The 24522-nt window shown below is 70.5% G+C and carries 26 protein-coding genes and 2 pseudogenes; 16 read left to right on the top strand and 12 right to left on the bottom strand.

What is annotated here, in order from left to right:
• The first annotated feature begins 83 nt into the window (after window positions 1-83).
• The 3 genes from ABTX60_RS29945 to ABTX60_RS29935 all read left to right on the top strand — a co-directional run bounded on the left by ABTX60_RS29945 (window position 84) and on the right by ABTX60_RS29935 (window position 1896).
• Entirely contained in the window at window positions 84-698 is a 615-nt protein-coding gene (locus ABTX60_RS29945) for a helix-turn-helix domain-containing protein (protein WP_352100128.1), read from the top strand.
• Between the two features lie 88 nt (window positions 699-786).
• A complete protein-coding gene (locus ABTX60_RS29940; RefSeq protein ID WP_352100127.1) occupies window positions 787-1455 on the top strand; it encodes a hypothetical protein in 669 nt (222 codons plus the stop codon).
• Between the two features lie 108 nt (window positions 1456-1563).
• A complete protein-coding gene (locus ABTX60_RS29935; protein WP_352100126.1) occupies window positions 1564-1896 on the top strand; it encodes a DUF2516 family protein in 333 nt (110 codons plus the stop codon).
• 147 nt (window positions 1897-2043) lie between these two features.
• Here ABTX60_RS29935 and ABTX60_RS29930 read toward each other — a convergent pair whose 3' ends face one another.
• The 3 genes from ABTX60_RS29930 to ABTX60_RS29920 form a co-directional block, all read right to left on the bottom strand.
• Window positions 2044-3390 carry a PP2C family protein-serine/threonine phosphatase gene (locus tag ABTX60_RS29930; protein WP_352100125.1) on the bottom strand — a complete coding sequence of 449 codons (1347 nt, stop codon included), beginning with the start codon at window positions 3388-3390 and terminating at the stop codon, window positions 2044-2046.
• 344 nt (window positions 3391-3734) lie between these two features.
• Window positions 3735-4817 carry a C40 family peptidase gene (locus ABTX60_RS29925; protein WP_352100124.1) on the bottom strand — a complete coding sequence of 361 codons (1083 nt, stop codon included), beginning with the start codon at window positions 4815-4817 and terminating at the stop codon, window positions 3735-3737.
• 196 nt (window positions 4818-5013) lie between these two features.
• Window positions 5014-5832, bottom strand: coding sequence for a class I SAM-dependent methyltransferase (locus tag ABTX60_RS29920; RefSeq protein WP_352100123.1), 819 nt, complete (start codon window positions 5830-5832; stop codon window positions 5014-5016).
• Between the two features lie 239 nt (window positions 5833-6071).
• Here ABTX60_RS29920 and mshA point away from each other — a divergent pair, with 239 nt between their 5' ends.
• Both mshA and ABTX60_RS29910 read left to right on the top strand, forming a co-directional pair.
• A complete protein-coding gene (gene mshA, locus ABTX60_RS29915) occupies window positions 6072-7409 on the top strand; it encodes a D-inositol-3-phosphate glycosyltransferase (protein ID WP_352100122.1) in 1338 nt (445 codons plus the stop codon).
• Complete coding sequence (locus tag ABTX60_RS29910) at window positions 7402-7911, top strand: type III secretion system chaperone family protein (protein ID WP_352100121.1); 510 nt, start codon at window positions 7402-7404, stop codon at window positions 7909-7911. Before mshA ends, ABTX60_RS29910 begins: the two co-directional genes overlap by 8 nt.
• Here ABTX60_RS29910 and ABTX60_RS29905 read toward each other — a convergent pair.
• Window positions 7908-8714 carry a helix-turn-helix transcriptional regulator gene (locus tag ABTX60_RS29905; protein ID WP_352100120.1) on the bottom strand — a complete coding sequence of 269 codons (807 nt, stop codon included), beginning with the start codon at window positions 8712-8714 and terminating at the stop codon, window positions 7908-7910. The genes ABTX60_RS29910 and ABTX60_RS29905 overlap by 4 nt on opposite strands.
• A gap of 49 nt (window positions 8715-8763) precedes the next feature.
• On the opposite strand from ABTX60_RS29905, the gene ABTX60_RS29900 reads away from it, so the two are divergent.
• Window positions 8764-9201, top strand: coding sequence for a DUF2000 family protein (locus tag ABTX60_RS29900; protein WP_352100119.1), 438 nt, complete (start codon window positions 8764-8766; stop codon window positions 9199-9201).
• A 112-nt stretch (window positions 9202-9313) separates the two neighbouring features.
• On the top strand, window positions 9314-10021 hold the full coding sequence (locus ABTX60_RS29895) for a YqeB family protein (RefSeq protein WP_352100118.1): 708 nt from the start codon (window positions 9314-9316) through the stop codon (window positions 10019-10021).
• Between the two features lie 96 nt (window positions 10022-10117).
• On the opposite strand, the gene ABTX60_RS29890 is transcribed toward ABTX60_RS29895, so the two are convergent.
• Window positions 10118-10537, bottom strand: a complete 420-nt coding sequence (locus ABTX60_RS29890) for a nuclear transport factor 2 family protein (RefSeq protein ID WP_352100117.1) — start codon at window positions 10535-10537, stop codon at window positions 10118-10120.
• 172 nt (window positions 10538-10709) lie between these two features.
• Here ABTX60_RS29890 and ABTX60_RS29885 point away from each other — a divergent pair, with 172 nt between their 5' ends.
• On the top strand, window positions 10710-11045 hold the full coding sequence (locus ABTX60_RS29885; protein WP_352100116.1) for a DUF6233 domain-containing protein: 336 nt from the start codon (window positions 10710-10712) through the stop codon (window positions 11043-11045).
• 96 nt (window positions 11046-11141) lie between these two features.
• Window positions 11142-11714, top strand: a complete 573-nt coding sequence (locus ABTX60_RS29880; RefSeq protein ID WP_352100115.1) for a GNAT family N-acetyltransferase — start codon at window positions 11142-11144, stop codon at window positions 11712-11714.
• Window positions 11715-11813: 99 nt separating this feature from the next.
• Here the strand turns inward: ABTX60_RS29880 and ABTX60_RS29875 are convergent, their stop codons facing one another.
• Window positions 11814-13082 carry an MDR family MFS transporter gene (locus tag ABTX60_RS29875; protein ID WP_352100114.1) on the bottom strand — a complete coding sequence of 423 codons (1269 nt, stop codon included), beginning with the start codon at window positions 13080-13082 and terminating at the stop codon, window positions 11814-11816.
• A 182-nt stretch (window positions 13083-13264) separates the two neighbouring features.
• Here ABTX60_RS29875 and ABTX60_RS29870 point away from each other — a divergent pair, with 182 nt between their 5' ends.
• Entirely contained in the window at window positions 13265-14026 is a 762-nt protein-coding gene (locus tag ABTX60_RS29870) for a phosphoglyceromutase (protein ID WP_352100113.1), read from the top strand.
• Window positions 14027-14760: 734 nt separating this feature from the next.
• Here ABTX60_RS29870 and ABTX60_RS29865 read toward each other — a convergent pair.
• Window positions 14761-15378: pseudogene (locus tag ABTX60_RS29865) on the bottom strand (tyrosine-type recombinase/integrase); the annotation flags it as partial.
• 127 nt (window positions 15379-15505) lie between these two features.
• On the opposite strand from ABTX60_RS29865, the pseudogene ABTX60_RS29860 reads away from it, so the two are divergent.
• A pseudogene (locus ABTX60_RS29860) lies at window positions 15506-15826 on the top strand (transposase); the annotation flags it as partial.
• A gap of 186 nt (window positions 15827-16012) precedes the next feature.
• Complete coding sequence (locus ABTX60_RS29855) at window positions 16013-16888, top strand: hypothetical protein (RefSeq protein ID WP_352100112.1); 876 nt, start codon at window positions 16013-16015, stop codon at window positions 16886-16888.
• Window positions 16889-17016: 128 nt separating this feature from the next.
• On the opposite strand, the gene ABTX60_RS29850 is transcribed toward ABTX60_RS29855, so the two are convergent.
• Entirely contained in the window at window positions 17017-17520 is a 504-nt protein-coding gene (locus tag ABTX60_RS29850; protein WP_352100111.1) for an HAD domain-containing protein, read from the bottom strand.
• A gap of 510 nt (window positions 17521-18030) precedes the next feature.
• Window positions 18031-18426 (bottom strand): VOC family protein, encoded by a 396-nt coding sequence (locus ABTX60_RS29845; RefSeq protein ID WP_352100110.1) that lies wholly within the window; start codon window positions 18424-18426, stop codon window positions 18031-18033.
• 363 nt (window positions 18427-18789) lie between these two features.
• On the opposite strand from ABTX60_RS29845, the gene kilB reads away from it, so the two are divergent.
• The 4 genes from kilB to ABTX60_RS29825 all read left to right on the top strand — a co-directional run bounded on the left by kilB (window position 18790) and on the right by ABTX60_RS29825 (window position 22755).
• A complete protein-coding gene (gene kilB / locus ABTX60_RS29840; protein ID WP_352100109.1) occupies window positions 18790-19254 on the top strand; it encodes a plasmid transfer protein KilB in 465 nt (154 codons plus the stop codon).
• A 1200-nt stretch (window positions 19255-20454) separates the two neighbouring features.
• Window positions 20455-21084: a DinB family protein gene (locus ABTX60_RS29835; protein ID WP_352100108.1), complete on the top strand. Its 630-nt coding sequence runs from the start codon at window positions 20455-20457 to the stop codon at window positions 21082-21084.
• 110 nt (window positions 21085-21194) lie between these two features.
• Window positions 21195-21617 carry a YciI family protein gene (locus ABTX60_RS29830; RefSeq protein WP_344466356.1) on the top strand — a complete coding sequence of 141 codons (423 nt, stop codon included), beginning with the start codon at window positions 21195-21197 and terminating at the stop codon, window positions 21615-21617.
• Window positions 21610-22755, top strand: a complete 1146-nt coding sequence (locus tag ABTX60_RS29825) for an RNA polymerase sigma factor (RefSeq protein ID WP_352100107.1) — start codon at window positions 21610-21612, stop codon at window positions 22753-22755. Before ABTX60_RS29830 ends, ABTX60_RS29825 begins: the two co-directional genes overlap by 8 nt.
• A 64-nt stretch (window positions 22756-22819) precedes the next feature.
• On the opposite strand, the gene ABTX60_RS29820 is transcribed toward ABTX60_RS29825, so the two are convergent.
• The 3 genes from ABTX60_RS29820 to phoU form a co-directional block, all read right to left on the bottom strand.
• Window positions 22820-23071: an SCO4226 family nickel-binding protein gene (locus tag ABTX60_RS29820; RefSeq protein ID WP_053670838.1), complete on the bottom strand. Its 252-nt coding sequence runs from the start codon at window positions 23069-23071 to the stop codon at window positions 22820-22822.
• A gap of 128 nt (window positions 23072-23199) precedes the next feature.
• Window positions 23200-23355 (bottom strand): hypothetical protein, encoded by a 156-nt coding sequence (locus ABTX60_RS29815; RefSeq protein WP_167345925.1) that lies wholly within the window; start codon window positions 23353-23355, stop codon window positions 23200-23202.
• A 228-nt stretch (window positions 23356-23583) separates the two neighbouring features.
• Window positions 23584-24285 (bottom strand): phosphate signaling complex protein PhoU, encoded by a 702-nt coding sequence (phoU, locus tag ABTX60_RS29810; protein ID WP_352100106.1) that lies wholly within the window; start codon window positions 24283-24285, stop codon window positions 23584-23586.
• Window positions 24286-24522 lie beyond the last annotated feature (237 nt).

Here is a 24522-nt window from a genome sequence, read left to right as displayed (position 1 = left end):
CGGAGGGGCGACAGCCGAGTGCTCTGGCGCACTTTTGCAAGCGGGTGCTTGCAATAGTTAGCGGAGTGCTGCACTGTGGAGGCATGGCATCGCTCAACGTCGGCAATCTCGGTGACTATCTGCGCGAGCAGCGGCGCACTGCGCAGCTGTCGTTGCGGCAGCTCGCCGATGCCGCCGGGGTGTCCAATCCGTATCTCAGCCAGATCGAGCGCGGGCTGCGCAAGCCGAGCGCGGAGGTGCTGCAGCAGGTCGCCAAGGCGCTGCGGATCTCCGCCGAGACGCTGTACGTCCGGGCCGGCATCCTCGACGCCGAGCGTGATCGGGACGATGTGGAGACGCGTGCCGTCATCCTCGCCGACCCGACGCTGCACGAGCGGCAGAAGCAGGTGCTGCTGCAGATCTACGAGTCCTTCCGCAAGGAGAACGGGTTCGGGGCCGACGACGGTGCGGACGGGGCGGGCGGTGCCGGCGTCGTCGGTGTCGTCACCGCAGACGGTGCGGTGAGCGTCGACGGGGACGCTCCCGGCACCGGGATACCCGCGGCCGGCCCGGCCGACGGCGGTCGGTCCGCCCGGCGCCGCAGCCGCAAGAGCGCCGAACAGAGCGACAGCACGAACGACGACGGTACGACCGCCACCCGCCGCACCCGCAAGAGCACCGGCGGCAGCGACACCGATCCGCAGCAGACGGCCGGCTGAGCCGGACCAGGGCATGGGCCGCCCGCCGCGGATCACACAACCCTCAGCCGAATCCTCAAGCGATACAGAATCCGGGAGGACCATCACCATGGCCATCACCGACGACCTGCGCAAGACCCTCAGCAACCCGACCCCGCTCTACTTCGCCGCAGGTACCGCCGACCTCGCCCTTCAGCAGGCCAAGAAGGTGCCGGCCCTGGTGGAGCAGCTGCGCTCCGAGGCCCCCGCGCGGTTCGACGCCGTACGCAACACCGACACCAAGGCCGTCCAGGAGAAGGCGTCCGCCCGGGCCAAGGAGGCCTCCGCCCGCGTCAAGGAGACGCAGGAGACCCTGCAGACCAAGGTCACGGAGTTCATCGGCTCCATCGACGTCGACATCAAGAAGCTCGGCAGCACGATCGACTCCGACCTGAAGAAGTTCGGCGAGAGCGCCCAGGACTTCGCGCTGCGCGGCGTCGGCGTGGCCGCCGAGTACGCCGTCAAGGCCCGCGAGACCTACGAGAAGGTCGCCGAGCACGGCGAGCAGGCCGTCCGGACCTGGCGCGGCGAGGCCGCCGACAGCATCGAGGACGTCGCCGAGGGCGTCGAGGAGCTGGCCGTGGCCGTCGAGCCGAAGCCGAGGCCGCAGCCGGTCGAGGTCAAGGAGGAGCCGGCGAAGCCGGCCGCCGCCGTCCAGGCGAAGAAGGCCCCCGTCGCCAAGAAGGCCCCGGTGCGCAAGCCGGCCACCGCCAAGAAGACCACCCCGCCCGCGAAGTAGTACGGCGGAGCGGCCACAACGGGCCGGGCACCCTGAGGGTGCCCGGCCCGTTGTACGGGTACGGTGACCGGGTAGGACGAGCCGAGTCAGGTGGTGGACGTTGTGCTGATGCAGGGCTTCGCAGGGTTGATGTGGCTTCTGAGCATGGCTCTGATCGTTTTCAGCGGCTTCGCGTTGTTCGACGCGGCTGTGCGCCGGGAGGACGCCTACCGAGCGGCCGACAAGAAGACCAAGCCCTTCTGGCTGATCGTCCTCGGGATCGCCTTCGTGGTGAACCTGCTCTTCCCGATCCTGTCGTTCCTGCCGATCATCGGCCTCATCGCGACGATCGTGTACATGGTCGACGTGCGGCCCGCGATCCGGGCCCTCCCGGGCGGCGGCCGCGCCGGGCGCGGCTCCAGCAGCGACGGCCCCTACGGCCCGTGGAACGGCGGCCGGTAAAGACCCTCGGAGCGGGAGGGCCGGCGCTGCGGCGCCCGGCCCAGCACGACCGGGAGGCTACGGCACCCGGCCCAGCCCGTCCGGGAGCTACGGCACCCGGCCCAGCCCGTCCGGGAGCTACGGCACCCGGCCCAGCCCGTCCGGGAGCTACGGCACCCGGTCCAGCAGCAGCACCGCCACGTCGTCCGTCAGCTCGCCGCCGTTGAGGTCGCGCACCTCGTTCACCGCCGCCCGCAGCAGCTGTTCGCCCCGCAGGCCCTCGGCGAACTGGCGGCGGATCATCTCCGTCATGCCGTCCTGGCCGAGCCGCTCCCGGCCCCGGCCGATGTGGCCCTCGATCAGGCCGTCGGTGTAGAGCATCAGACTCCACTCGGCGCCCAGCTCCACCTGCATACGGGGCCAGCGGGCGCCGGGGAGCAGGCCGAGGGCCGGTCCGTTGTTGTCGTACGGCAGCAGGCGGGCCGGCTTGCCCGGGCGGGCCAGCAGCGGCGACGGGTGACCCGCCAGGCACAGCCCGGCGCGGCGGCCGTCCGGCGCGATGTCCACCGTGCACAGGGTCGCGAAGATCTCGTCGTCGGCCCGCTCGTGCTCCAGCACCTGCTGCAGCGTGCCCAGCAGCTGGTCGCCGCACAGGCCCGCCAGCGTCAGCGCCCGCCACGCGATCCGCAGCTCCACCCCGAGCGCGGCCTCGTCCGGGCCGTGCCCGCAGACGTCGCCGATCATGGCGTGCACCGTGCCGTCCGGCGTGCGCACGACGTCGTAGAAGTCGCCGCCGAGCAGCGCGCGCGAGCGGCCCGGGCGGTAACGGGCGGCGAACCGCAGCGAGGAGCCCTCCAGCAGCGGCGTCGGCAGCAGGCCGCGCTCCAGGCGGCGGTTCTCCTGCGCGCGCAGCCGGCCCTCGGCGAGCCGGCGCTCAGCCGACTCGGAGCGCTTGCGCTCCACCGCGTAGCGGATCGCCCGGCTCAGCAGCCTGCCGTCCAGCTCGTCGCGGAAGAGGTAGTCCTGGGCACCCACCCGCACCGCCTCGGCGCCGCGCTCGGCGTCGCCGGACGCGGTCAGCGCCAGGACGGCGTGCCGGGGCGCGAGCTCCAGCACGTGCCGGAGCACGGCGAGCTCGTCCTCGGAGTCGCCATGGCCCGGCGCGGGCAGCGCCAGGTCCAGCAGGATGCAGTGGACGTCGTCGGTCAGCAGCCGGCCGGCCTCCGTCAGGTTGCGGGCCGTGCGGACGCGGATCGGCTTGCCTGCCTGGTCGAGCATGTCCGGCACGATCGGCGAACCGGCCGGATCGTCCTCGATCAGCAGCAGCGTCAGGTTGGTGTGGGCGGTGTTGTTCTCCACCTTGTCCGTGGTGTTCCCGGCGGTGTCCTGCGTGCGGCCTGCGGGCGAGGCGTCCTTCACGGGCTCCTCGGCCGAGCCGCCGCGCGGGGACGCGGCCTGCGCCTGACCACTCTCCACGGCCGGGATCGCTCTCTGCCGCGGTATGGGTACGGGCATCGTCTTGGGTTCCTTCCCTCCCCCCGAGGGCACGGTGGGGCGAGGGACCTCGACCCACCGAGCGGGACCATAGCGGGTGTCGGCGCCGCATTGGAATGGTGTGAGCCACGCCGCTGTGCCATCGGCCCGTGTCATATGCCGCGATATGCGCAGCAGTTGGACAGCTCGGAGATGCTGCGGGGATGACGAACGTCACGTCAGCGCGCGGTTTGCTCGTGGCGCGGCGTGCGGTGGGTCACGTGGGGCAGGTCACCGCGGATGTCCGATATCCGGTGTGCGGCGCCCGGCTGTTCGGTGTGCGGCCCTGTGCGGTCCCCCGTACGTCACTCGCCCGCCGTCCGCGTTCAGCCGGCGTCGGCGTCCGGCCGCACCACCCCGAGGATGGGCATGGTTCCGGCGCCCGCGATGGTCACGGTCCGCCCGGGGCGCGGCGCGTGCACGATCGCCCCGTCGCCGATGTACATGGCGACATGACTGGCGTCGTCGAAGTAGATGATGAGGTCGCCGGGGCGCATGTCCTGGATGTCGATGTGCCGCAGCCGCTTCCACTGCTCCTGGGAGGTGCGCGGGATCCCGCGCCCGGCGGAGATCCAGGCCTGTGACGTCAGGCCCGAGCAGTCGTAGGTCCTGGGGCCCTCGGCGCCCCACTGGTACGGCTTGCCGATCTGGGCCGTGGCGTACTTCACGGCCTTTTTGCCCTGCTCGGAGGCCTTGCCGTTGATGTCTTCGAGGATGCCGGAGCCGAGCCAGGCGGTCTGCGCCCTGTTCGCGGCCTCCTTCTCCAGCTCGGCGAGGCGCTCCTGCTCCTCCTTCTGCAGGGCGGACTCGAGCTTCTCCGCCTGCGCGATCTGCTTCTCGATCTTCTTCTGCGCGGCGGCCTTGGCCTTGCGGCCCGCCTGCAGCTTCTTCAGCTGCGCCGAGGCGTCCTTGGCGTACTGCTCCAAGTCCTCCTGGGTGCGGGTCACTTCGCCCAGCAGGCCCTTGGTCGCGTGGTGGCCCTCGCGGACCCGGCCCGCGCCGTCGAGGAAGTCCTGCGGGTCGTCGCTCAGCACCAGATGGGCCTCGGGCGGCAGTCCGCCGCCGCGGTATTGGGCGGCGGCCGCGGCACCCGCGCGGTCCTTGAGCTTCCGGAGCTTCTCCTGGCCCTTGACGATCTTCTTGGCCAGCTCGACGACTTCGGCGGACTGCTTGTCGGCCTTCTCGTCGGCGGCGTTGTACTCGTCGGTGGCGCGGCCCGCGGCGCGGTAGAGCGTGTCGAGCTTCTTGCGGACGGCCTCGAGGTCCTTGGCGGGTGCGAGGGCCGGGCCCGCGCTGGGGGTGGGTGAGGGGGTGGGGGTGGCGAACGCCGTGCCCGGTGCCGCCAGCACCGTGACCGCGCAGACCACGGCCACCGCGGTCGCCATCAGGCCACGCTTGCCCGTTCCCATACCTCAGCCCCCAAACTGATTAACCATCAGTAACTTGTGGTTCGCCTGGGGATGCTGCCACGTCGGCTCGGAAAGCGACAGAGGTAGTCCTTCCCGCCACCCCGGCGGCGGTATGCCCCGGCGTGACGATCTCCCCGTCTGTGTGACGAAGGACTCAAAGAGATCGTTCCAACGGGCCGTGTCGGGACGGGAGTGATCAGGCGCCCGGGGCCAAAGCCTCCCAGCGCACCGTCACTTCGCCCTGCCGCCATCGCGCCGGTCCGTCCGCCACCGGCCAGTCGGCGGTCAGGTCCCGTACCGCGCGGATCCAGCGCTGCCGGGCGCCGTAGGAGGCGTAGGGCGCGGCGGCCGCCCAGGCGCGGTCGAAGTCGCGCAGGAAGGCGTGCACCGGCTCGCCCGGGACGTTGCGGTGGATGAGCGCCTTCGGCAGGCGCTCCGCCAGGTCGGAGGGACGCTCCAGGGAGGCGAGCCGGGTCGCGAAGGTGACCGTGCGCGGTCCCTCCGGGCCGAGGGCGACCCATACGTGCCGGCGCCCGATCTCGTCGCAGGTCCCCTCGACCAGCAGTCCGCCGCGCGACCCGGTCGCCGGGTCGGCCGGTGCGAGCCGTGCGCACAGCCGCCACCACACGGCCGCGACCTCGCCCTCCTCGTACTGCCGCAGCACGTTCGCCGCGCGGACGAGCAGCGGTCGCTGCGGGACCGGGATCTCGAAGCCGCCGTGCCGGAAGGCGAGCCCCGCCCGTTCGTAGGGCAGCGCCGCCGCGACCCGGGCCGGGTCGATCTCGACGCCGACCACGCGCGCGCGTGGCGCGACCGTACGCAGCCGCTGCAACAGCTCGACGGCGGTCCAGGGGGCGGCGCCGTACCCGAGGTCGACCGCCACCGGGTCGGGGGCGCGGCGCAGCTCGACGCCGTGCGTGGCCGCGATCCAGCGGTCCATGCGGCGCAGCCGGTTGGGGTTGGTCGTCCCACGCGTCACCGTGCCGAGGGGGCGGGTGGCGGCGCGGGGTGTCATGCGTACGAGGGTATGCGGCCCCGCGCCGCCCCTGACGCGACCTCCTGCGGCCCGGGTGGATCCCCGTGCGGCCGTGCCGGCCGGCGGAGCCGCCCGCCCTCGAACGGTTGAGCGACAAGCGGTAATGATTCGGTAAAACTACCGAATCGGGAAATGGAGCGCCTCGCTCCGGTGTTGCACCCCGTCGGAGGGCACCGTGCGCCCTGCGAAGGCATGCCCGGAGCGAGGAGGAACGCCACGTGAGCCAGTACATCGGCAGGCTCGGCCGGCGCTCCGCGTCGTCGCCGGCCCGGCTGCGGCTGCACCGCAGGCCCCGCCGCGTCGCCATGCTCTCCGTGCACACCTCGCCGCTCCACCAGCCGGGCACCGGCGACGCCGGCGGCATGAACGTCTACATCGTCGAACTCGCCCAGCGTCTCGCCGCGCACGGCATCGAGGTCGAGATCTTCACGCGCGCGACCGCCGCCGCCCTCCCGCCGACCGTCGAGCTGGCCCCCGGCGTCCTCGTCCGGCACGTCGACGCCGGCCCCTACGAGGGCCTCAACAAGGAGGACCTCCCCGCCCAGCTGTGCGCCTTCACCCACGGCGTGATGCAGGCCTGGGCCCACCACCGCCCAGGCCACTACGACCTGGTCCACTCCCACTACTGGCTCTCCGGCCACGTCGGCTGGCTCGCCGCCCAGCGCTGGGGCGTCCCCCTGGTGCACGCCATGCACACCATGGCCAAGGTCAAGAACGCCAACCTGGCCGACGGTGACACCCCCGAACCGGCCGCCCGCGTCATCGGCGAGACCCAGATCGTGGCCGCCGCCGACCGCCTCATCGCCAACACCGCCGAAGAGGCCGACGAACTGGTGCGGCACTACACGGCCGACGCCGACAAGGTCGCCGTGGTCCACCCCGGTGTGAACCTCGGCCGCTTCTCGCCCGCCGACGGCCGTGCCGCGGCCCGGGCCCGTCTCGGCCTGCCGAGGGACGCGCTGATCCCGCTCTTCGCCGGCCGCATCCAGCCGCTGAAGGCCCCCGACGTGCTGCTGCGGGCCGTCGCCGTCCTCCTCGACGAGCGCCCCGACCTGCGTTCGCGCATCCTCGTGCCCGTCGTCGGCGGCCCTTCCGGCAGTGGCCTGGCCAAGCCCGAGGGCCTGCAGAAGCTGGCCGCGCGCCTGGGCATCGCGGACGTCGTACGGTTCCGCCCGCCGGTCGGCCAGGAGCAGCTGGCGGACTGGTTCCGCGCCGCCTCCGTGCTGGTCATGCCCTCCTACAGCGAGTCCTTCGGCCTGGTCGCCATAGAGGCGCAGGCGGCCGGCACTCCGGTGCTCGCGGCGTCGGTCGGCGGCCTGCCGATCGCCGTGCGCGACGGGCACACCGGCTTCCTCGTCCGCGGCCACGACCCGGCCGACTACGCGCGCGTACTGCGCGACTTCGCCGACGACCCGCAGCTCGTGCCCCGGCTGGGCGACCAGGCGGCCCGTCACGCCCAGTCCTTCGGCTGGGACACGGCGGCGGCCGCCACGGCGGACGTCTACACGGCCGCGATGCAGGCGCACCGCCGTCGCGTACGCTCGCTGCATGGGTGAAACCGATCAGGAACAGCGTGCGGCACAGGTCATCGAGGGAGTGCTCAAGGACGCCGACCTGGAGTGGGAGAGCCCCGAGCGCGGCACCTACGTCGCCCAGCTCCCGGGCACCCGCAAGCTGAAGACGACGCTCTCCCTGCTCGTCGGCCGCCACTCCCTGTCCCTGAACGCCTTCGTCATCCGCCACCCCGACGAGAACGAGCAGGGCGTCCACCGCTGGCTCCTGGAGCGCAACCTCAAGCTGTACGGCGTGAGTTACGCCGTCGACCAGCACGGCGACGTCTACGTCACCGGCCGCCTCTCCCTGTCCGCCGTCACCGCCGACGAACTCGACCGCCTGCTCGGCCAGGTCCTGGAGGCCTCCGACGGCGCCTTCAACACCCTGCTGGAGCTGGGCTTCGCCTCGGCGATCCGCAGGGAGTACGAGTGGCGGGTCTCGCGGGGCGAGTCGACCCGCAACCTCGACGCGTTCGCCCACCTCACCCAGCGCCCCGAGCGCTAATCAGGCCCGGTACCGCCCCGGTAACGTCCCGGGGGCACCCCCACCAGCCTCCGGAAGTGCCGGGTGAGGTGCGACTGGTCGTAGAACCCGGTCGCCACCGCCACCTCGCCCGGAGTGTGCCCCTCCAGGAGCAGCCGCCGGGCGCGCCCCACCCGCAGGGACGTCAGGTACTGGTGCGGGGCGATGCCGTAGGCCGTGCTGAACGCCCGGACGAGATGGGCGGGATGGGCGCCGAGCAGCCCGGCCGCCTCGCGCAGTACGACGCCTTCGACGATCCGCTCGTCGAGCAGCTCGCGCAGCCGCCGGGCGAGCACGGGATCGGCCGGCCGAGCGGCGACGGACTCGTTCCGCAGATGCCCGCGCAACCGCTCCCCGACGAACAACAGCCTGCTCTCGGCCTCCAGTTCCGCACCGGGCCGCCCCAGCGCGCCGTGCACCTGGCCCACCCGCCGCCGCAGCAGCGGATCGCGTAGATCGGGCCGGTCGACGGCGGCCCCGATGAACTCGTCCCCGAGGTACGTCCCGTCGAGGTACAGCACCCGCTTGCGGAAGCCCTCGGCGGTGACGGGCGAGCCGTTGTGCGGCACGTGCGGCGGCAGCAGCGTCACGGTGTCGTGCGGGGTGCCGTGCTCGTGCCGGTCGAGGTCGTACCGCACGGCGCCGGTGTCGACGATCAGCAGCGTCCAGGAGTCGTGGACGTGCATCGGATACGCGTACTCGGTGAACCGCGCGTGGAAGACCTCGACGACACCTTCGACGGCGGGCCGCCAGGCGGAGACGATCCGGGAGGACTCGGAGGCCATGCAAAGAACGTACAAGACCCCGGCGGGGACCGGCGGGCACGCTCGGCGCATGGACACCGAACCCTCCCCGGAGCCGATCCGCTTCGACACGAAGATCGCCGTACTGCTGCGCGCGGACCTGGAGCCCTGGCAGCGCCTCAACGTGACATCGTTCCTGGTCAGCGGCCTCGGAACGGAGATTCCCGAGGTGATCGGCGAACCGTACGAGGACGCGGACGGCGTGCCCTACCTCCCCATGTTCCGCCAGCCGGTCATGGTCTTCGAGGCCACGAAGGAGACCCTGACCGCCGCCCACACCCGTGCCCTCTCCCGCGCCCTGCCCCGCGCGGTCTTCACCTCCGACCTCTTCGCCACGGGCAACGACCGCGACAACCGCGCCGCGGTACGAGCCGTGCCGACCGCGGACCTGGACCTGGTGGGGCTCGCCGTGTACGGCCCGAAGAACGCGGTGGACAAGGTGGTGAAGGGGACGCGGATGCACCCGTGAGCCGGGGAGTCGGGCCGGCGACCAAAGTCGCGGGGGCGTAGACCAACGGCTGACGACAGGGCGGACGGCCGCTGAGGAGACTGGCCGTATGGAGGAAGCCAGGAACGTTCCCATGCGGAAGGGCCCCCGCCCGCAGGCGGGCAGGGCGACGGAACTCACCGAATCGGCCTGGGTCATCGTGCTCTTCTGCGTCGCCTGCGGGGCCGTGGCCGGCGCGTTGCTCCCGCTCCTCGCCCGCCTGCTGCTCGCCCTGCCGTGGGCGCCGCTCGAAGGGCCGGCCGAACTGCTGACCTCGGTCCCGGAACCCGCCCTGACCCTCGGTACGACCGCGGTGGGTGTGCTCGGCGGCCTGCTGCTCGGCTTCATGGGGGTGCACGAGTCGCTGTCCGTCCGCGTCCACGACACCCACGTGACCCTGGCTGTCCGGGACAGCGTCCAGGACTTCACCCGCGACGGGATCTCCGTGTTCTTCCGGGACGGCAAGCAGCTCGTCCTGCTCGGCCCGGACAGCCTCGAACTGGCGCGGGAGAACTGCGGCCTGAACTGGCGGCGCCTGGCGGACACCCTCACCGCACACGGCTACCCGTGGGCGGAGGAGGATCCGCACCGCGCCGAGTTCCGCCGCTGGGTCCCCGGCATCCCCGGCCTGCCCACGGGCGCGGACGCCCTGCTGCGGGCCCGCGCGCAGGTTCGCACGGAGGAGGGCGGCGCCGAGGACGCCCGGGAGTTGCGCGGGGAACTGCTGCGGCTGGGGGTGGTCGTGCGGGACGAGGACCGGCGGCAGTACGTGCGGGTCGTGCGGGGTGAGGGCGGGGGGTGACCTCGCTACGGCCCTGCGCGGCCACGCGCCGGGCCGTAGGGCGTGCGGGGCCGGTCAACGGGTGGCCCCTTCGGTCCTGGTGGTCCGGCGCCGGGCTCAGGGTGTGCAGGCCGCGGCGATCGACACGCTGTTCTCGTACAGGTGGTGCCGGGTGATCCGCCCGCCCTCGACGGTGAGCCGCAGTGCGAAGGGTCCGGCGAAGGGCTTGCCGGTCGCCCGGACGGTCCCGGAGAGATGCCCCATCAACACGGCGTCCGTCCCGTCGACGAGGAACGTGTCGACGGAGGCGCGGGCGTCCTCGGGGACGGTGTACCGGGCCAGCTCATCGGCCTGCGCCGCGCACTCGGCGGCGGTGGACCGAGGCCGGATCCAGGGCACGGCGGGGTTTTCGGCGAGCACCCAGTCGACGGTGTCGGCGAAGAGAGCCGTCAGCCCCTCGGTGTCGCCGGCGAGCCGGAGCTCGAGGAACTTCCGGACGGTGGAGCGGGTGGCTTCGGCGGTGTCGGCAGGTGTCATGGCACCCAGCCTGCCGGGGTGCGTGGGGCGCGTCGATTACCTCGGAGGTAACCCCGCCGCCTTCCAGGTGCCACCGGCGTGGGCTGCCGGAGGACCCGAAGGTGCCGTACCCGGAGATGGGGGTCGGGGTGGGGGTGGGCCGAGGGAGCACCCTGCTCCTAGAATCGAACGCATGAACGACCCGGAGTCGCGGCTCGCGCTGCTCCGCTTCCTGCAGCGCGTGCAGGAGCGCGACCTGGCACGCACCCGCCGGTGGATCGCGGACGAGGAGCGCCGCCAGACCGAACGCCGGCGCGGTCTCCTGGCCCGGCCCCCCGCGCCGGACTGGCTGATCGAGCACGGCCTGTCCGGACAGGAAGCCGTGTACGTCCATGTCGGCGGCTGCTGGAACGCGGGCCGGCGAAGCAAGGGCGTCGACCGCGACCATGCCCGGCGCGCCCTCGCCGACGGGGTCAAGGCCTGCCCGCAGTGCCGACCGGACACGGAGCTCGGGTTCGTGGACGGGTAGTGCGGCCGGTTGTGGAGGGGGCGTCGTGGGCGGCCGTTCCCGGAGAGGGGGAAACCTGCCGGCGTCGGCCGCGCAGCTCTGGATCATGATGCTGGTATGTCTGCGCACCAGTCCGCGAACCCGTCCGCGAATCCGACCGCGAACGAGCCCCCTGGGGCACCGGCCGTCACCCGGCTCTCCAGCTACACGAAGACCGAGCAGGACGAGATCCTCGGCAGCGGCGACGACCCCTTCGGCGTTGCCGCGGCCGGTCTGACCTGGCTCCCCAAGGAGGACCACTTCGGCGTCCGGCTCGACGGCCGGCTCGTGGCCCATGCCGGTCTGCTGCGACTGCCGGTCGCGGTCGAGGGCGAGCAGGCCGAGGTGATGGGCGTGGGCGGAGTGGCCGTAGCGCCCGATGTACGGGGCAGCGGCCTGGCCCGGCTCGTGCTCGCGGCAGCCCTCGACCACGCTCGCACGCAGGGCCCTCGGCACGCGCTCCTGTTCTGCCGGCCTTCCCTCGTGCCGCTGTACCAGCGCCTCGGATGGCACCCGCTCGACACGGACGTACTCGTCGAACAGCCCGGCTCCGGCGTGGTGACCATGCCGCTGCGCACGATGGTGACGCCCCTGCACGACGACGCGCACTGGCCTCCAGGGCGGGTACGGCTGTACTCCCTGCCGATGTGACGGGCCGGTGGGTCACGAGGTCGCGAGCCTCAACGACACCTCACATGAGGACGCGGCATCCCGCCGGGACGGCCGCCACGCCCGACGGCAGGTCCCGCCTCACCCCGCACCGACCTCCGGCTGCGGCCGCACCCCCACCGACGGCTCGGCCACCTTCTCCTCGCCGGGCAGGCGCCGCATCAGCACGGCGTACCCCACCCCGGCAGCCGTCCCCACCACCGCGCACAGCCCCCACAGCCACGCCGCCCCGAACCGGTCGATGACGAACCCGGACAGCAGCGGGGCGACGAGTGCGGCCACCGACCAGGACATCGTGTACATGCCCTGGTAGCGCCCGCGCCCGTGCACCGGGGACAGCCGTACGACGAGACTGGTCTGCGTCGGCGCGTTGACGATCTCCGCCAGGGTCCACACGCACACCGTGAGCGCGATGACGCCCAGGGACCCCGCGAAGGCGGTGAGCGCGAAGCCGTACCCCGCGAGGACGGACGAGACGATCAGCAGCCGGCGCGGATCGCGGTGCTGGATGAAGCGGGTGACCGGGATCTGCAGGACGACGATCAGCACGCCGTTGACGGCGATGGCCATGCCGTACTCGGCCGGGGAGAAGCCGGCCTCGCCCATGGCCACCGGCAGCCCCACCGAGCCCTGCTGGAAGACCATCGCGACGAGGAAGGACAGTCCGACGACGCTCATGTACCGCCCGTCGCGCAGGACGGTGCGCAGGCTGACGGAGTCGTCCCGGACGCCCGCCGTCACCACCCGCTCGGCCGGCTTGGACTCCGGCAGCCGCAGGAAGACGAGGATCGCGCAGGCCAGCGTCATCCCCGCCTCGATCAGGAATCCGGCGCGGTAGCTGACCTCGGCGATGAACCCGGCGGCCATGGAGGAGACGGCGAAGCCGAGGTTGATGGCCCAGTAGTTCAGGGAGAAGGCGCGGATACGGTCCTCGGGCCGGACGATGTCGGCCATCATCGCCTGCACGGCGGGCCGCGAGGCGTTGCTCGCCATGCCGACGAGGAAGGCGACACCGGCGATCGCGACCGGGTCGCGCACGAAGCCCAGCAGCGCGACGGACACGGCGGTCGAGGACTGCGCGATCAGCAGGGTGGGCCGCCGGCCCAGCCGGTCGGTCATCACCCCGCCGCCCAGCGAGGAGACCACCCCACCGAGCCCGTGCAGGGCGGCGACCAGACCGGCGTACGTGGCGGAGTAGCCGCGGTCGAGGGTCAGGTACAGCGCCATGAACGTGGCGACGAAGCCGCCGAGGCGGTTGACGAGCGTGCTGGTCCACAGCCACCAGAACGCGCTGGGGAGACCGGACACCGTCTCCCGGACGGCGCGTCGGGCACGCAGGGCGTACGGCATGGATCCCCCGGGAAGCGACAGGCGTGGATGGCGCATGTAAGCAGCACTGGCGGCATGCGCAAGTTACAAGGGAAGCTACAAGTGGATGGTTGACGGGGGCCACTCAATTAACAGATCCCGTCAAACGTCCGCCTGCCGGGCAGCCACGCGAACGGGCGAAAGCGTGGATTACGCTCTGAGGCATGGCCGACGCACCGTACAAGCTGATCCTCCTCCGCCACGGCGAGAGCGAGTGGAACGCGAAGAACCTGTTCACCGGCTGGGTGGACGTGAACCTCAACGAGAAGGGCGAGAAGGAGGCAGTCCGCGGTGGCGAGCTCCTGAAGGACGCCGACCTCCTGCCCGACGTGGTCCACACGTCCCTCCAGAAGCGCGCGATCCGCACGGCCCAGCTGGCCCTGGAGGCCGCGGACCGTCTTTGGATCCCGGTCCACCGCTCGTGGCGCCTGAACGAGCGCCACTACGGTGCCCTGCAGGGCAAGGACAAGGCGCAGACGCTCGCCGAGTTCGGCGAGGAGCAGTTCATGCTGTGGCGCCGGTCGTACGACACCCCGCCCCCGCCGCTGGACGTCGACGCCGAGTACTCCCAGTTCTCCGACCCGCGCTACGCGACCCTCCCGCCGGAGCTGCGCCCGCGCACGGAGTGCCTGAAGGACGTCGTCGTCCGCATGCTGCCGTACTGGTTCGACGCGATCGTCCCCGACCTGCTGACCGGCCGCACGGTCCTGGTCGCGGCCCACGGCAACTCGCTCCGCGCCCTGGTCAAGCACCTCGACGGCATCTCCGACGCGGACATCGCGGGCCTGAACATCCCCACGGGCATCCCGCTCTCCTACGAGCTCGACGCCGACTTCAAGCCCCTGAACCCGGGCGGCACGTACCTCGACCCGGAGGCGGCTGCAGCGGCTATCGAGGCGGTCAAGAACCAGGGGAAGAAGAAGTAAGCAGCGCTGTAGAAGCCCCCTACCTGCGGGTTGTCCGCTGGTAGGGGGCTTGTTGTTGTGTTCGGGCCGTCACAGTACTTAGGTCTGCAGGTGACGTGGCGTCGTAGGCCTTACGGCGAAGGCGAGTTGGGGGGTTACACCCTGCCGGTGAGCCACGTGAAAGGAACGCGTAGAGCGGTACACTCGCCACAGCTTTCTCACAGCGGCGGGCCTCAAAAAAAAGCCCTCGAGGGTGACTCTCTGCGTACGGAAGAGTACGCACAGCGTGACGAGTCCTTATCTGGACCTTACTTCGAGGCGCTCCCCCGACAGTAGAGGCCCGTGGGAGGGCCTTCATCGAGGTAAGGGCCCCGCAGTGACCTTTCACATTCCCCCGGTCAACGGTCTCGTTGTCGCGGTCAGCGTCCTCATCGGCTGCATCGTGTACCACCGAAGCAGCGGCGCGCATGAGGGGCGAGCCACTAAGGGTGACCTGGCCATGGCAATCACGGCCGTCGGAGCGTGCGTTCTCATCCTGAGCTTCTTGTTCGGTCTGGGGGACGGTGGAGCACCTACGAGTGATTCACCTGCTCCGGTGCCGACGGTTTCAGCTCCGGCCCTGACCACGGCTACACCGTCTGCTATGAGCAGTCCGTCCCGTTGATAACTCACCCAACTGACCACGGCAGGCGAGCACGAGCCCGGTTGCGCGAAACCATTCGTGAGGGGATCTCGCGCAACTGCTCAATGCCTCATCAGGCCATGGGCGCTGTTTCGAAGACGGCGGCGACCGCCCTGCGGGTGCGCTCCTGGCTGGACGGCATCAGGTGCGCGTACACGCGAAGTGTCAGACCTGGGTCCGAGTGGCCGAGGTACTCGGCCAGGGCCTTGATGTTCTCCCCGACGTCCAGGAGCACCGAGGCGTAGAAGTGGCGGAGGGCGTGCATGCCGTTCTCGCGGGACTCGGCGTAAGACTCGCCCGGCTTGCGCTCGGGGATCACGCCGGCCGAGGCGAGCGCCCGCTTCCACACTTCCTCGTTGAGGGACGTCCGCCAGACATGACCGCCACGCGGGCCGGTGAAGATCAGCCGCTTGGTCACCGGAGGCCCGTCCGCCACCTTCCATGGCAAGGTGATCTCCACCGGCGGGAACCGCTTCATCTGTCCCCGTAGGGCATCAGCGACCGGACCGGGCAGCGGCACGTCCCGCAGCTTGCCGCCCTTGGGTGGGGCGAACACGGGCTTGCTGCGGCTCAGCTTGAGCTGCTGGACCACGTGGAGCGTGCCCGCCGCAAAGTCGATCGCGTCGACGGCGATGCCAAGGATCTCCCCCTGGCGGAGACCGCAGCCGCCGCCGAGGTGGACCATGGCTTGGCGTATGAGCCACGGACGCCGGTCTCCGCGTCACGCCGAATTCCACGTCGCCACTGCAGGTGAGCCGCGTCAGCCTCGGTCACCGAGCAAGACCGACGTTCGCGGCGTCGGTCGGGAAGGCACCTTCATGCTCACCGTAGTCAACGAAGACGGCGCCACGCGAGATGGGTCGTCGCTGCTGGACGAGATCGTCAGGGAGGGCGCCCGCAGGATGCTGGCCGCCGCGCTGGAAGCCGAGGTCAACGCATACATCACCGAGTTGGCCGACCAACGGGACGAGAACGGGCGGCGGCTGGTAGTGCGCAACGGCTATCCCCAGCCGAGGAAGGTCACCACCGCGGCCGGGACCGTGGAGGTGAAGGCTCCGCGGGTGAACGACAAGCGCACCGACCTCGATACAGGCGGCGAAATCCGGGGACCCTCAATTCCCGCCCCCCTTGGCCGCCGTACCGTCAGTTGAAGCGGTGTCCGGGCCTTCCGTAGGGGCGGCAGCTCCTACAAGGAAGCCAGGATCTCGGCGAGGCAAACGGTGTCCGCCAGCCGGTTCACGGTGACGGACGCTCCCTGGGGCGGATACGTGGGATGCTTTGGAGTTCTCGTGCCACCCCCTCCGGATCCAAACAAAGAGGTCCTGATGTCCCGTCGGCATGAGCCGTCACCGCCGTTGTCGCCACTGCCGTCGATCACGCTGCGCGGGTACGGCGAGACCATGTGGTTGGAGGGCCGGGCCGTAGTTCTGGAGCAGAAGGGGCTGCGGCGGCGGATACCGGTCGAGGCCGTGGAGGAGGCGCGAGCCGTGGGCCGGGGGCGGCGCTCGGTCGAGATCGCGCTGTGGGGCGTGGACGACGCTCCGGGACTCGTGTTCACCCTGGAAGGCCGCGACGCCACCCAAGCGGGCCGGCTCGTCGAGGTGACCAACGGGGCACGGTCCAGCAGCGGTCCGGCGCACGGCGGGGCGGCCCTGGTCGAGGAGCGGCCGGTCAGCACCTCCGGCCGGAAGAAGGGCTTGGGGCTGACACGCCGTGAACGCGCTGCGGGAATCGTTCTCCTTCTCGTATACGTCGGCGGACTCGCCTTGCTGGCGTGGGCCGGCGAACCACAGCAGGCGGCGTGGTGGCTGCTCGGGGTGGTGCCCGCCCTCTTCGGTCTGCTGATCGTGGTGCCCTCGCTCCGGTGGGCGTGGAAGCGGTGGACCGTGCGCAGGCGGGGTGTCACGGTCGTCGCGGCATTCGCCCGGAGAGAGGGCAAGCGGACGTTCTTCCGGTATACCGACCTGGAGGACAGGACGCACGAGATCGAGCCCGACTACGCGGCCAGGCGCATTGGCGGAAACCCGAGACGCATCGAAGTCGTCTACGACCGTCAGCAGCCCGACAGGGCCGTCTGCTCACTGACAGCCTCGACACTGCTGTGGCGCACAGCGGGCGTGACGCTGGCCGGCGGACTGCTGCTGTCGCTCGCGTTCGTCATGATGCCCCTACAACTGATCCTCCTGGTGCTCTCTAAATGATCTGAATGACATCCAACGCTGACATCAACGGCTAAGAACAGCTGCGGATGTCGGCGGTTGCTCGTGGTCCCAATGCACGAAGGAAGGCCCCACCGTGCCGGGGATGGATCGAACTCCTGAAGCGGTGCTCATCTCGGTATGACGAGTCGCAGCCAGTCGGCGAGCGCGGTGAAGTCGGCGTCCGTGAGGCCCTTGGCCGGGTCGACGCGATGAAGCAGTGACGGTCCGGAATGACTGGCATCGACCCACAGACGATCCATGGCGCTGATCTCGTCGTCGACCCAGATGAACGGTCGGCCATTGGCCCACTCGACGAGGTGTCGCGTTTTCCAGTGCAGGCCACGCGGGCCCTCGTCGGCGTGAGAGGTCGGCCACTCCACCAGGGGCAGCCTGGGCAATCCGATGCGTGGGGAGACGACCTCGTTCGCCTCCTCCATCCAGGTCGTAGCCCACACGAGGTGGCATCCCAGGGCTGTGAGGCGAGATCCGAGCCCAGGGTCGAGTCGCGTCAGCAGTGGGTTTCCCGAGGCGTTTGTGGCAGCGGCCTGAGGGCGACCGGACGACAGCCCGAACGGGATCAGTGGACCGTCAACGTCGAGGAAAAGGAGGGGACGCTCCGTCGCGCTTGTCACGATGGCACGATAGCCCGGTGTAGCAGGGGAACGGCCCCCATCGCTGGGCCGTCTCTGGGCCGTCCGGGGTCGCTCGACAGTGGCCAATGACGACCAACGACGACCACCAAGCGCACCGGAACACCGCCCCTGATCAGCAAAAACCCAGCTCCCGGAGATCCCCGACAAGACCCAGGGGAAGAAGAAGTAAGAATGCCGATCAGGCCCCTGAACTGCATTTTATGGCGCAGTTCAGGGGTCTTCGTCTGCCAAACTCGTTTCATTGGGCGTTGCGCTGGGGCGACACGGCAAGGACGAGCGTGCGGAAACCCGGCCGGGTGGATCGGCTACTGCCATCTGCACGGTGATGGAGGCCGAGGAAACCAAAGCCCAGTCTCTACTCCTCCCCGACTTCTGCGCGCCATTCCGAAGGCGCCTTCGGGCCTTGTTGCGGGCCGGTGACTGGCATTGAGGTCTTCTCGGCAACGTCATAGTTGCAGTGTGTGACGGGTGCGGGTGCCCGCTCGCGGCCTAGTTCTGCGGTGCCAGGGTGCGCAGGACGCAGAAGTCGTTGCCCTCGGGGTCTGCCATGACCACCCAGTTTCGGTCTGAGCCCTGGCCCACATCCGTCTTGGTGGCGCCGAGGCCGAGCAATCTGGTCACCTCGTCCTCGGTGCTGCCGTCGATCGGGCTGACGTCGAGGTGAAGTCGGTTTTTCACGGTCTTGCCCTCGGGCACCTGGATGAACAGCAGGGTGGGCGACATCTGACGGACCCGAACATCCTCGACGGTCGGAACCCAGGAGCCGATCTCGACCTTGCCCTCGCTCCGGTCGATCACCTTGAAGTCCAGGACCTCGCACCAGAAGACCGCGAGCCCCTCCGGATCGTGGCAGTCAACGGCCAACTCGGTGAACCTACTTGTCATGACTCTCCCAGATAGTGTGGCGGGGCTCAGAGTGTGCCGCCCGTCCGACAGATTTGAGATCTTCCTGACTAGGGACGTCAGACGGACTTGACCCGGCATCAGATACGCGAAAAACCGTGAAGCCCCTCGGTACCCGGAACCTGTTGGCCTAGGGCCGTTCAAGTCGCGGGCGAGTTGAGTCAGCCGCGTTCAGCAGCTTCGCGAGGGCCTCAGTCCGCCCCGACGGGCTACCGCTACCCGGGATCGTGCACAGGCGTGCGTATGCCCACTTACGCCGTCCTTCCAGGAGCTTCCGCCCGAGCAGCTGGGCCGGCCCGTACGCAACACCCCACGGAGGACGGCCATGCGTGATCAGCTGGGGATGTGGAGACCATCATCGCCAGCGGCATAGCCGTCCTGGGAACGCTGCTCGGTTCGGGGATCACGCTGGCGTTCCAGCAGCGCACCGCCGACAGGGGCCATCGGTTCGCCCGTCAGGAGAAGCTGCGACAAGAGCGACTCGATGCCTACTCCGCCTACGCCGGCGCACTGGTCAACTATCGCCGCTGCCTGGTTCACCTCTGGTTCTGCGAACACGAACAGCCACCACCGGAGGACCCCGACACGGTGCGGATCCGCGCCTACGATCTACGATCCAACGCCCAAGAGGCACTGTTTCGCGTACAGATGCTCACCGACGACGAGACGCTGAGTCAGGCCGCGGAGGACGTGCTCGCAGACGTCACGGTGCTGTCCAAGGCAGACGGCAGAACGGAACTCGATGACGTCAGGGGCAGGACTCGTGACGACATCAGCCGACTGGTCAGGGCGGCCAAGCGGCACCTCTGACGGGCTTGCTGACGGGCCGGCGCATGACCCACTGCTATCTCACGTTGTGGGAGAACCAGCCGTGGGAGCAACTGCCGCATCTGCCGTTGCTGCCACGGGTCCACCCCTCACACACAACGCAGACCAGGCAGTTCAGTATGTCCGGTCCACCCGCCAGCCCCGCGCTCTCCAGGCGGGACATGGCCGTCCTGCGCACCTCGTCCAGCTGAGGTTCCAGCTGTGCGAGGTCGTCCGCGTTCTCTTTGAACGCTTGCTCCTGTGCGTCGGTCAAATGCGTGTTGAGGCCCACTGTTCTCCCTCATTTCGCCGTAGAGGAAGCCGTGTATTCATAGCCATTGTCGCCCAAGTCGGACACAGGGGCATCTGATGCAAGGCGCACCACTGGTGCTCCGGCCATCATCCTCACGACGCGAACCCCTGTGCCGCTCGCAGGATGTCGCCGGGGGCCGTCCCGCACTGGGCCCGCCCGAAACGTGTTGATCACCTTGAAGTCGCGGAGACGGAAACGCGTGGGTTCGCCGATTCCGTACGGAGAGATGACGAACCCACTCGCCTGTCAGCCTCGCATGCGGTGTTGGAAGTGGGTTCGACGCGGGGTTGAGATTCGTCGGTTGGACGCTTGAGGGACCTGACGCCGATCCGACTGCCTGGACCGTGAAGTCGACGAGGAGCCGGTCGCCGAACAGGAACCGCTCGGCGGCTTCCTGATCCAGTTCTCCCTCTTCGAGGCCTCCATGGGCGTCGACTACCTCGCTCTGCCCGGCAAGCTCACTGCACCACAGGTCGAGCAACTCACCGAAGCGCTGCACCTTGTGCCCCTGCGTCCCTTCTGGCCCTGGGCACCCACCCACATTCGGTGTCTGGGCCGGCGCCACCCACCGAAGCGCCCTGGCACCGCTGGCCGGTCTCCCTATCGACTGGAACCGCTTCGATGGCTGATGGTCCTATGAGACCAGCCGGCGGTCCGCCGTGGTGATCACCTCAGTTGCCGGGTGGTCAACGGGGTGGTCGGGCCGTCCGCTCCGGGTACGCGCAGCGACGAGCGCATGGCGGTCTGATGCCCGTGGAGGGGCGGTGGGTGGACCGGGTCGGGCTGACGTCCGGAACCCAGCAGGCCGGCAGACGTTCCAAAGCCCAGCACATCGGCCGGCGCCCCGATATTCGGTGGCGGGCCCGTCCCACTTCGGCCACCATGCCCGCATGGTCTCAGGTGAGCACACCGGCGAAGCAGTGACGCCCGCGGCAGCGGACACGACTCGGTGGACACGGGCGACCGTCTACCCCGACATGTGGGTCGACCCCGACGACGACCCCCGCGAGACCGACGCCCAGCCCGTCGACGAACGCGGCATCCTCCTCGACTACCTGCGCAACTACCGCCTCACCTTCGAGATGAAGTGCGCGGGCCTGGATGCCGAGCAGATGGCCCGGCGATCCGTCCCGCCGTCCACGATGTCCCTGCTCGGACTGGTGCGGCACCTGACCGAGGACGAGCGGCACCTGCGCCGGGTGATGGCCGGCGAGGACGCGCCGAAGCTGTACCGCACGGAGGAGGACCGGGACGGTGACTTCAACGGTGCCGTCGCCGACCAGGCGGTCGTGGACGCGGCCTGGCGGCAATGGCGTGCCGAGACCGAGCGCACCGACCGCTTCCTGGCCGGCATCACCGACCTCGGCACCCGCAACGCGGGCCACTCCGACTACGGCCCCGAACCCGGCGGGCAGATCCAGCTCCGCGACATCCTGGTCGCGCAGATCGCCGAGTACGCCCGGCACTGCGGCCACGCCGACCTCCTGCGCGAACGGATCGACGGCCGCGTCGGGCAGTGAACATCTCCCTGGGAAAAAACTTCTGCGGCGATGTCGAGAACCCGCGTCCGGCTCCGTCCCCGGGGTGAAAGCGGCCAAGATGGGCCGCACCGGCACCGAGGAGAACCACCATGGCGAAGTACCTGCTGCTCAAGCACTACCGAGGCGCCCCGTCCCCGGTCAACGACGTACCGATGGACCAGTGGACGCCCGAGGAGATCTCGGCCCACATCCAGTTCATGAACGACTTCGCGGCGCGGCTGGAGAAGACCGGCGAGTTCGTCGACGGCCAGGCGCTCGCCCCCGAGGGGGCGTGGGTCCGGTACGACGGTGAGGGACGCCCGCCGGTCACGGACGGGCCGTTCGCCGAGACCAAGGACCTCATCGCCGGCTGGATGATCATCGACGTCGACGGCTACGACCGTGCCGTCGAGCTGGCCGGGGAACTGTCGGCCGCCCCCGGGGCGGGCGGGAAGCCGATCCACGAGTGGCTGGAGGTGCGCCCGTTCCTGACCGCCCCGCCCACCATTCCGGAGTGCTCCGTCCATGGATGAGGTACTGCTCCGCAGCCTCACGCCCAGCGTGCTCACGATCCTCGTCCGCCGCGGAGCCGATTTCGCGGCGGCCGAGGACGCCGTGCAGGACGCGCTGATCGAGGCGTTCCGCGTCTGGCCGGCCGACTGGCCGCGGGACCCGAAGGGCTGGCTGGTCACCGTGGCCTGGCGGAAGTTCCTCGATCAGGCGCGCGCGGACAGCGCCCGCCGCCGACGTGAGGACCTCGTAGAGGAGGAGCCGGCGCCCGGACCCACGTCCGACGTGGACGACACGCTCCAGCTGTACTTCCTGTGCGCCCACCCCTCGCTGACCCCGTCGTCCGCGGTCGCGCTCACCCTGCGCGCCGTCGGCGGGCTCACCACCCGGCAGATCGCGCAGGCCTACCTGGTGCCGGAGGCGACCATGGCGCAGCGGATCAGCCGCGCCAAGCGCACCGTCTCCGACGTGCGGTTCGACCAGCCCGGCGATGTCGCGACCGTGCTGCGCGTCCTCTACCTCGTCTTCAACGAGGGCTACTCCGGTGACCTCGACCTGGCCGCCGAGGCCATCCGGCTCACCCGGCAGCTCGCGGCCGCGATCGACCACCCCGAGGTGTCGGGGCTGCTCGCGCTCATGCTGCTCCACCACGCCCGGCGCGCCGGCCGTACCGCGCCCGACGGCGGCCTGGTGCCGCTCGCGGAGCAGGACCGCGGCCGGTGGGACACGCGCCTGATCGCCGAGGGCGTCCGGATCCTCCAGGCGGCACTCGCCCGCGACCGGCTGGGCGAGTTCCAGGCCCAGGCCGCCATCGCGGCGCTGCACGCCGACGCGCCCACCGCCGCGGAGACCGACTGGGTGCAGATCGTGGAGTGGTACGACGAACTCGCGCGCCTCACCGAAAGCCCGGTCGTCCGGCTCAACCGGGCGGTGGCCGTGGGCGAGGCCGACGGACCGCGCGCCGGTCTCGCGGCGCTCGCGGCACTGGACGACTCGCTGCCCCGCTACGACGCGGTGGCGGCCTATCTCCACGAACGCGACGGTGACCCGGAAACGGCGGCCCGGCTGTACGTCGAGGCCGCCCGCAAGGCCCCCAACCTCGCCGAACGCGACTACCTGACTCGCCAGGCGGCCCGCCTCAACGCCGGCCGGCGGCGCTGACGGGCCGTGTCCGGCGGCACCCGGCGGGCGGGGACGCGACGCCGGGAACCGCGGGCCGGGCAGGTCACCGCACCGTCAACGGCACGGGGTGCACCTCGTCCGCCTTGTGCCCGGCGCGCTCGTGAATGCGCTGGACCGCTTCGGCCGAGGGGGCCTCGGAGAGGCAGTAGACATGGCCGGACTCCGGATCCGCCCAGGCCATCTCGAAGTGGACCTGCTCGTCCTTCTCTATCGCGAGGTCCGCGTTGTGGGCTTCACGCAGCTGCTCTTCCGTGATGCCCTCCATGCCGCGATGGACATCCATGAACTTGGGCATGCCTCGCGCCTCCTTCCTTGCCTACCTCTCATGCTCCGCCCGCACGGCCACCCGGGCGACCCCACACCGAGGGGCCCCGGCGACACCGCCGGGGCCCCACAGGTCGTACGGACGACGAAGCGCCGGCGTCAGCCGCACTGGCAGGGGCTGCCCGACTGGCACCCGCAGCCGCAGCCCGAGCCGCAGCCGCACGCGGCGATCAGGGGCAGGCTCCTGATCTCGGCGGGCTGCTCGGTCTCACGCTGCCGGGCGGGGTCGGGCGTGGTGCTGGGGGATTCGGCCATGGGTCCCTCCTCGAGGCTGGTGCCTGTGCCCATTGGATGCCCGCCCCGCCGGGCGCATCAACGGCGCACTGAGGCGTCCCCGCGCCCCGGCCCCGGCCCTGGCGCCCGGCTCCGACCCCGCTCCCGGGCGGCCTCAGCCGACCCCTCGACCGGCCCCCCGACCGGACCGACCGGACCGCCCCCCGACCGGACCGACCGGGCGGCTCCCCGACCGGACCGACCGGGCCGTCAGGCGCTCTCCGCTCCCGGGGCCGCCTGGATCTCCGGCTGCACATCCGCCTGGAGCTCGTCCGCGTGCTCGCCTGTCACCAGGTACACCACGCGCTTGGCGACCGACACCGCGTGGTCGGCGAACCGCTCGTAGTAACGGCCGAGCAGCGTGACGTCCACGGCCGTCTCGATGCCGTGCTTCCAGCGGTCGTCCATCAGGTGCTGGAAGAGCGTGCGGTGCAGCAGGTCCATCTCGTCGTCGTCCTGCTCAAGCTGGAGCGCCAGGTCGACGTCCTTGGTGATGATCACCTCGGCGGCCTTCGCCATCAGGCGCTGCGCGAGCTGGCCCATCTCCAGGATGGTGGCGTGCAGATCGCTCGGGACCGCGCGGTCCGGGTAGCGCAGGCGCGCGAGCTTCGCCACGTGCTGGGCGAGGTCGCCCGAGCGCTCCAGGTCGGCCGACATCCGCAGCGACGTGACGACGATGCGCAGGTCCGTCGCCACCGGCTGCTGCCGCGCCAGCAGGGCTATGGCCCGGGCCTCCAGGTCGTGCTGCAGCTCGTCGACCCGCTGGTCGGCCTCGATGACGTTCTCGGCCAGCTTCAGGTCGGAGTCGAGCATGGCGGTCGTGGCGCGCCCGATCGCCGACCCGACCAGCCGGGCCATCTCCACCAGACTGTCGCCGATCGAGTCCAGTTCCTCGTGGTACGCGTCCCGCATCAGGCTTTCCCTCTCGTACGTCTCAGTCGGGGGTCCAAGGGCCGGGGCCCACCGGACAACCGGCGGTACGACCGTCGTATTACCGGCGGTCCGAACCCCACGCTCCCACGTTCCGCCTCGTACGCGTCCGTTTCCGGCATCCCAAATGAACCAATACTGGCTCCAAGGTGAACTCTGGGCGACGAGTGTTCGAGCTCGCACCCCGACGGCTGTGGAGGGTGCCCGAGCCATGCCTAA

The sequence above is a fragment of the Streptomyces sp. NPDC126510 genome (assembly GCF_040302345.1).
Taxonomy (GTDB): Bacteria; Actinomycetota; Actinomycetes; order Streptomycetales; family Streptomycetaceae; genus Streptomyces.
Note: the sequence above shows the minus strand (reverse complement) of the source record. Positions and strands in the feature narration are given on the sequence as shown.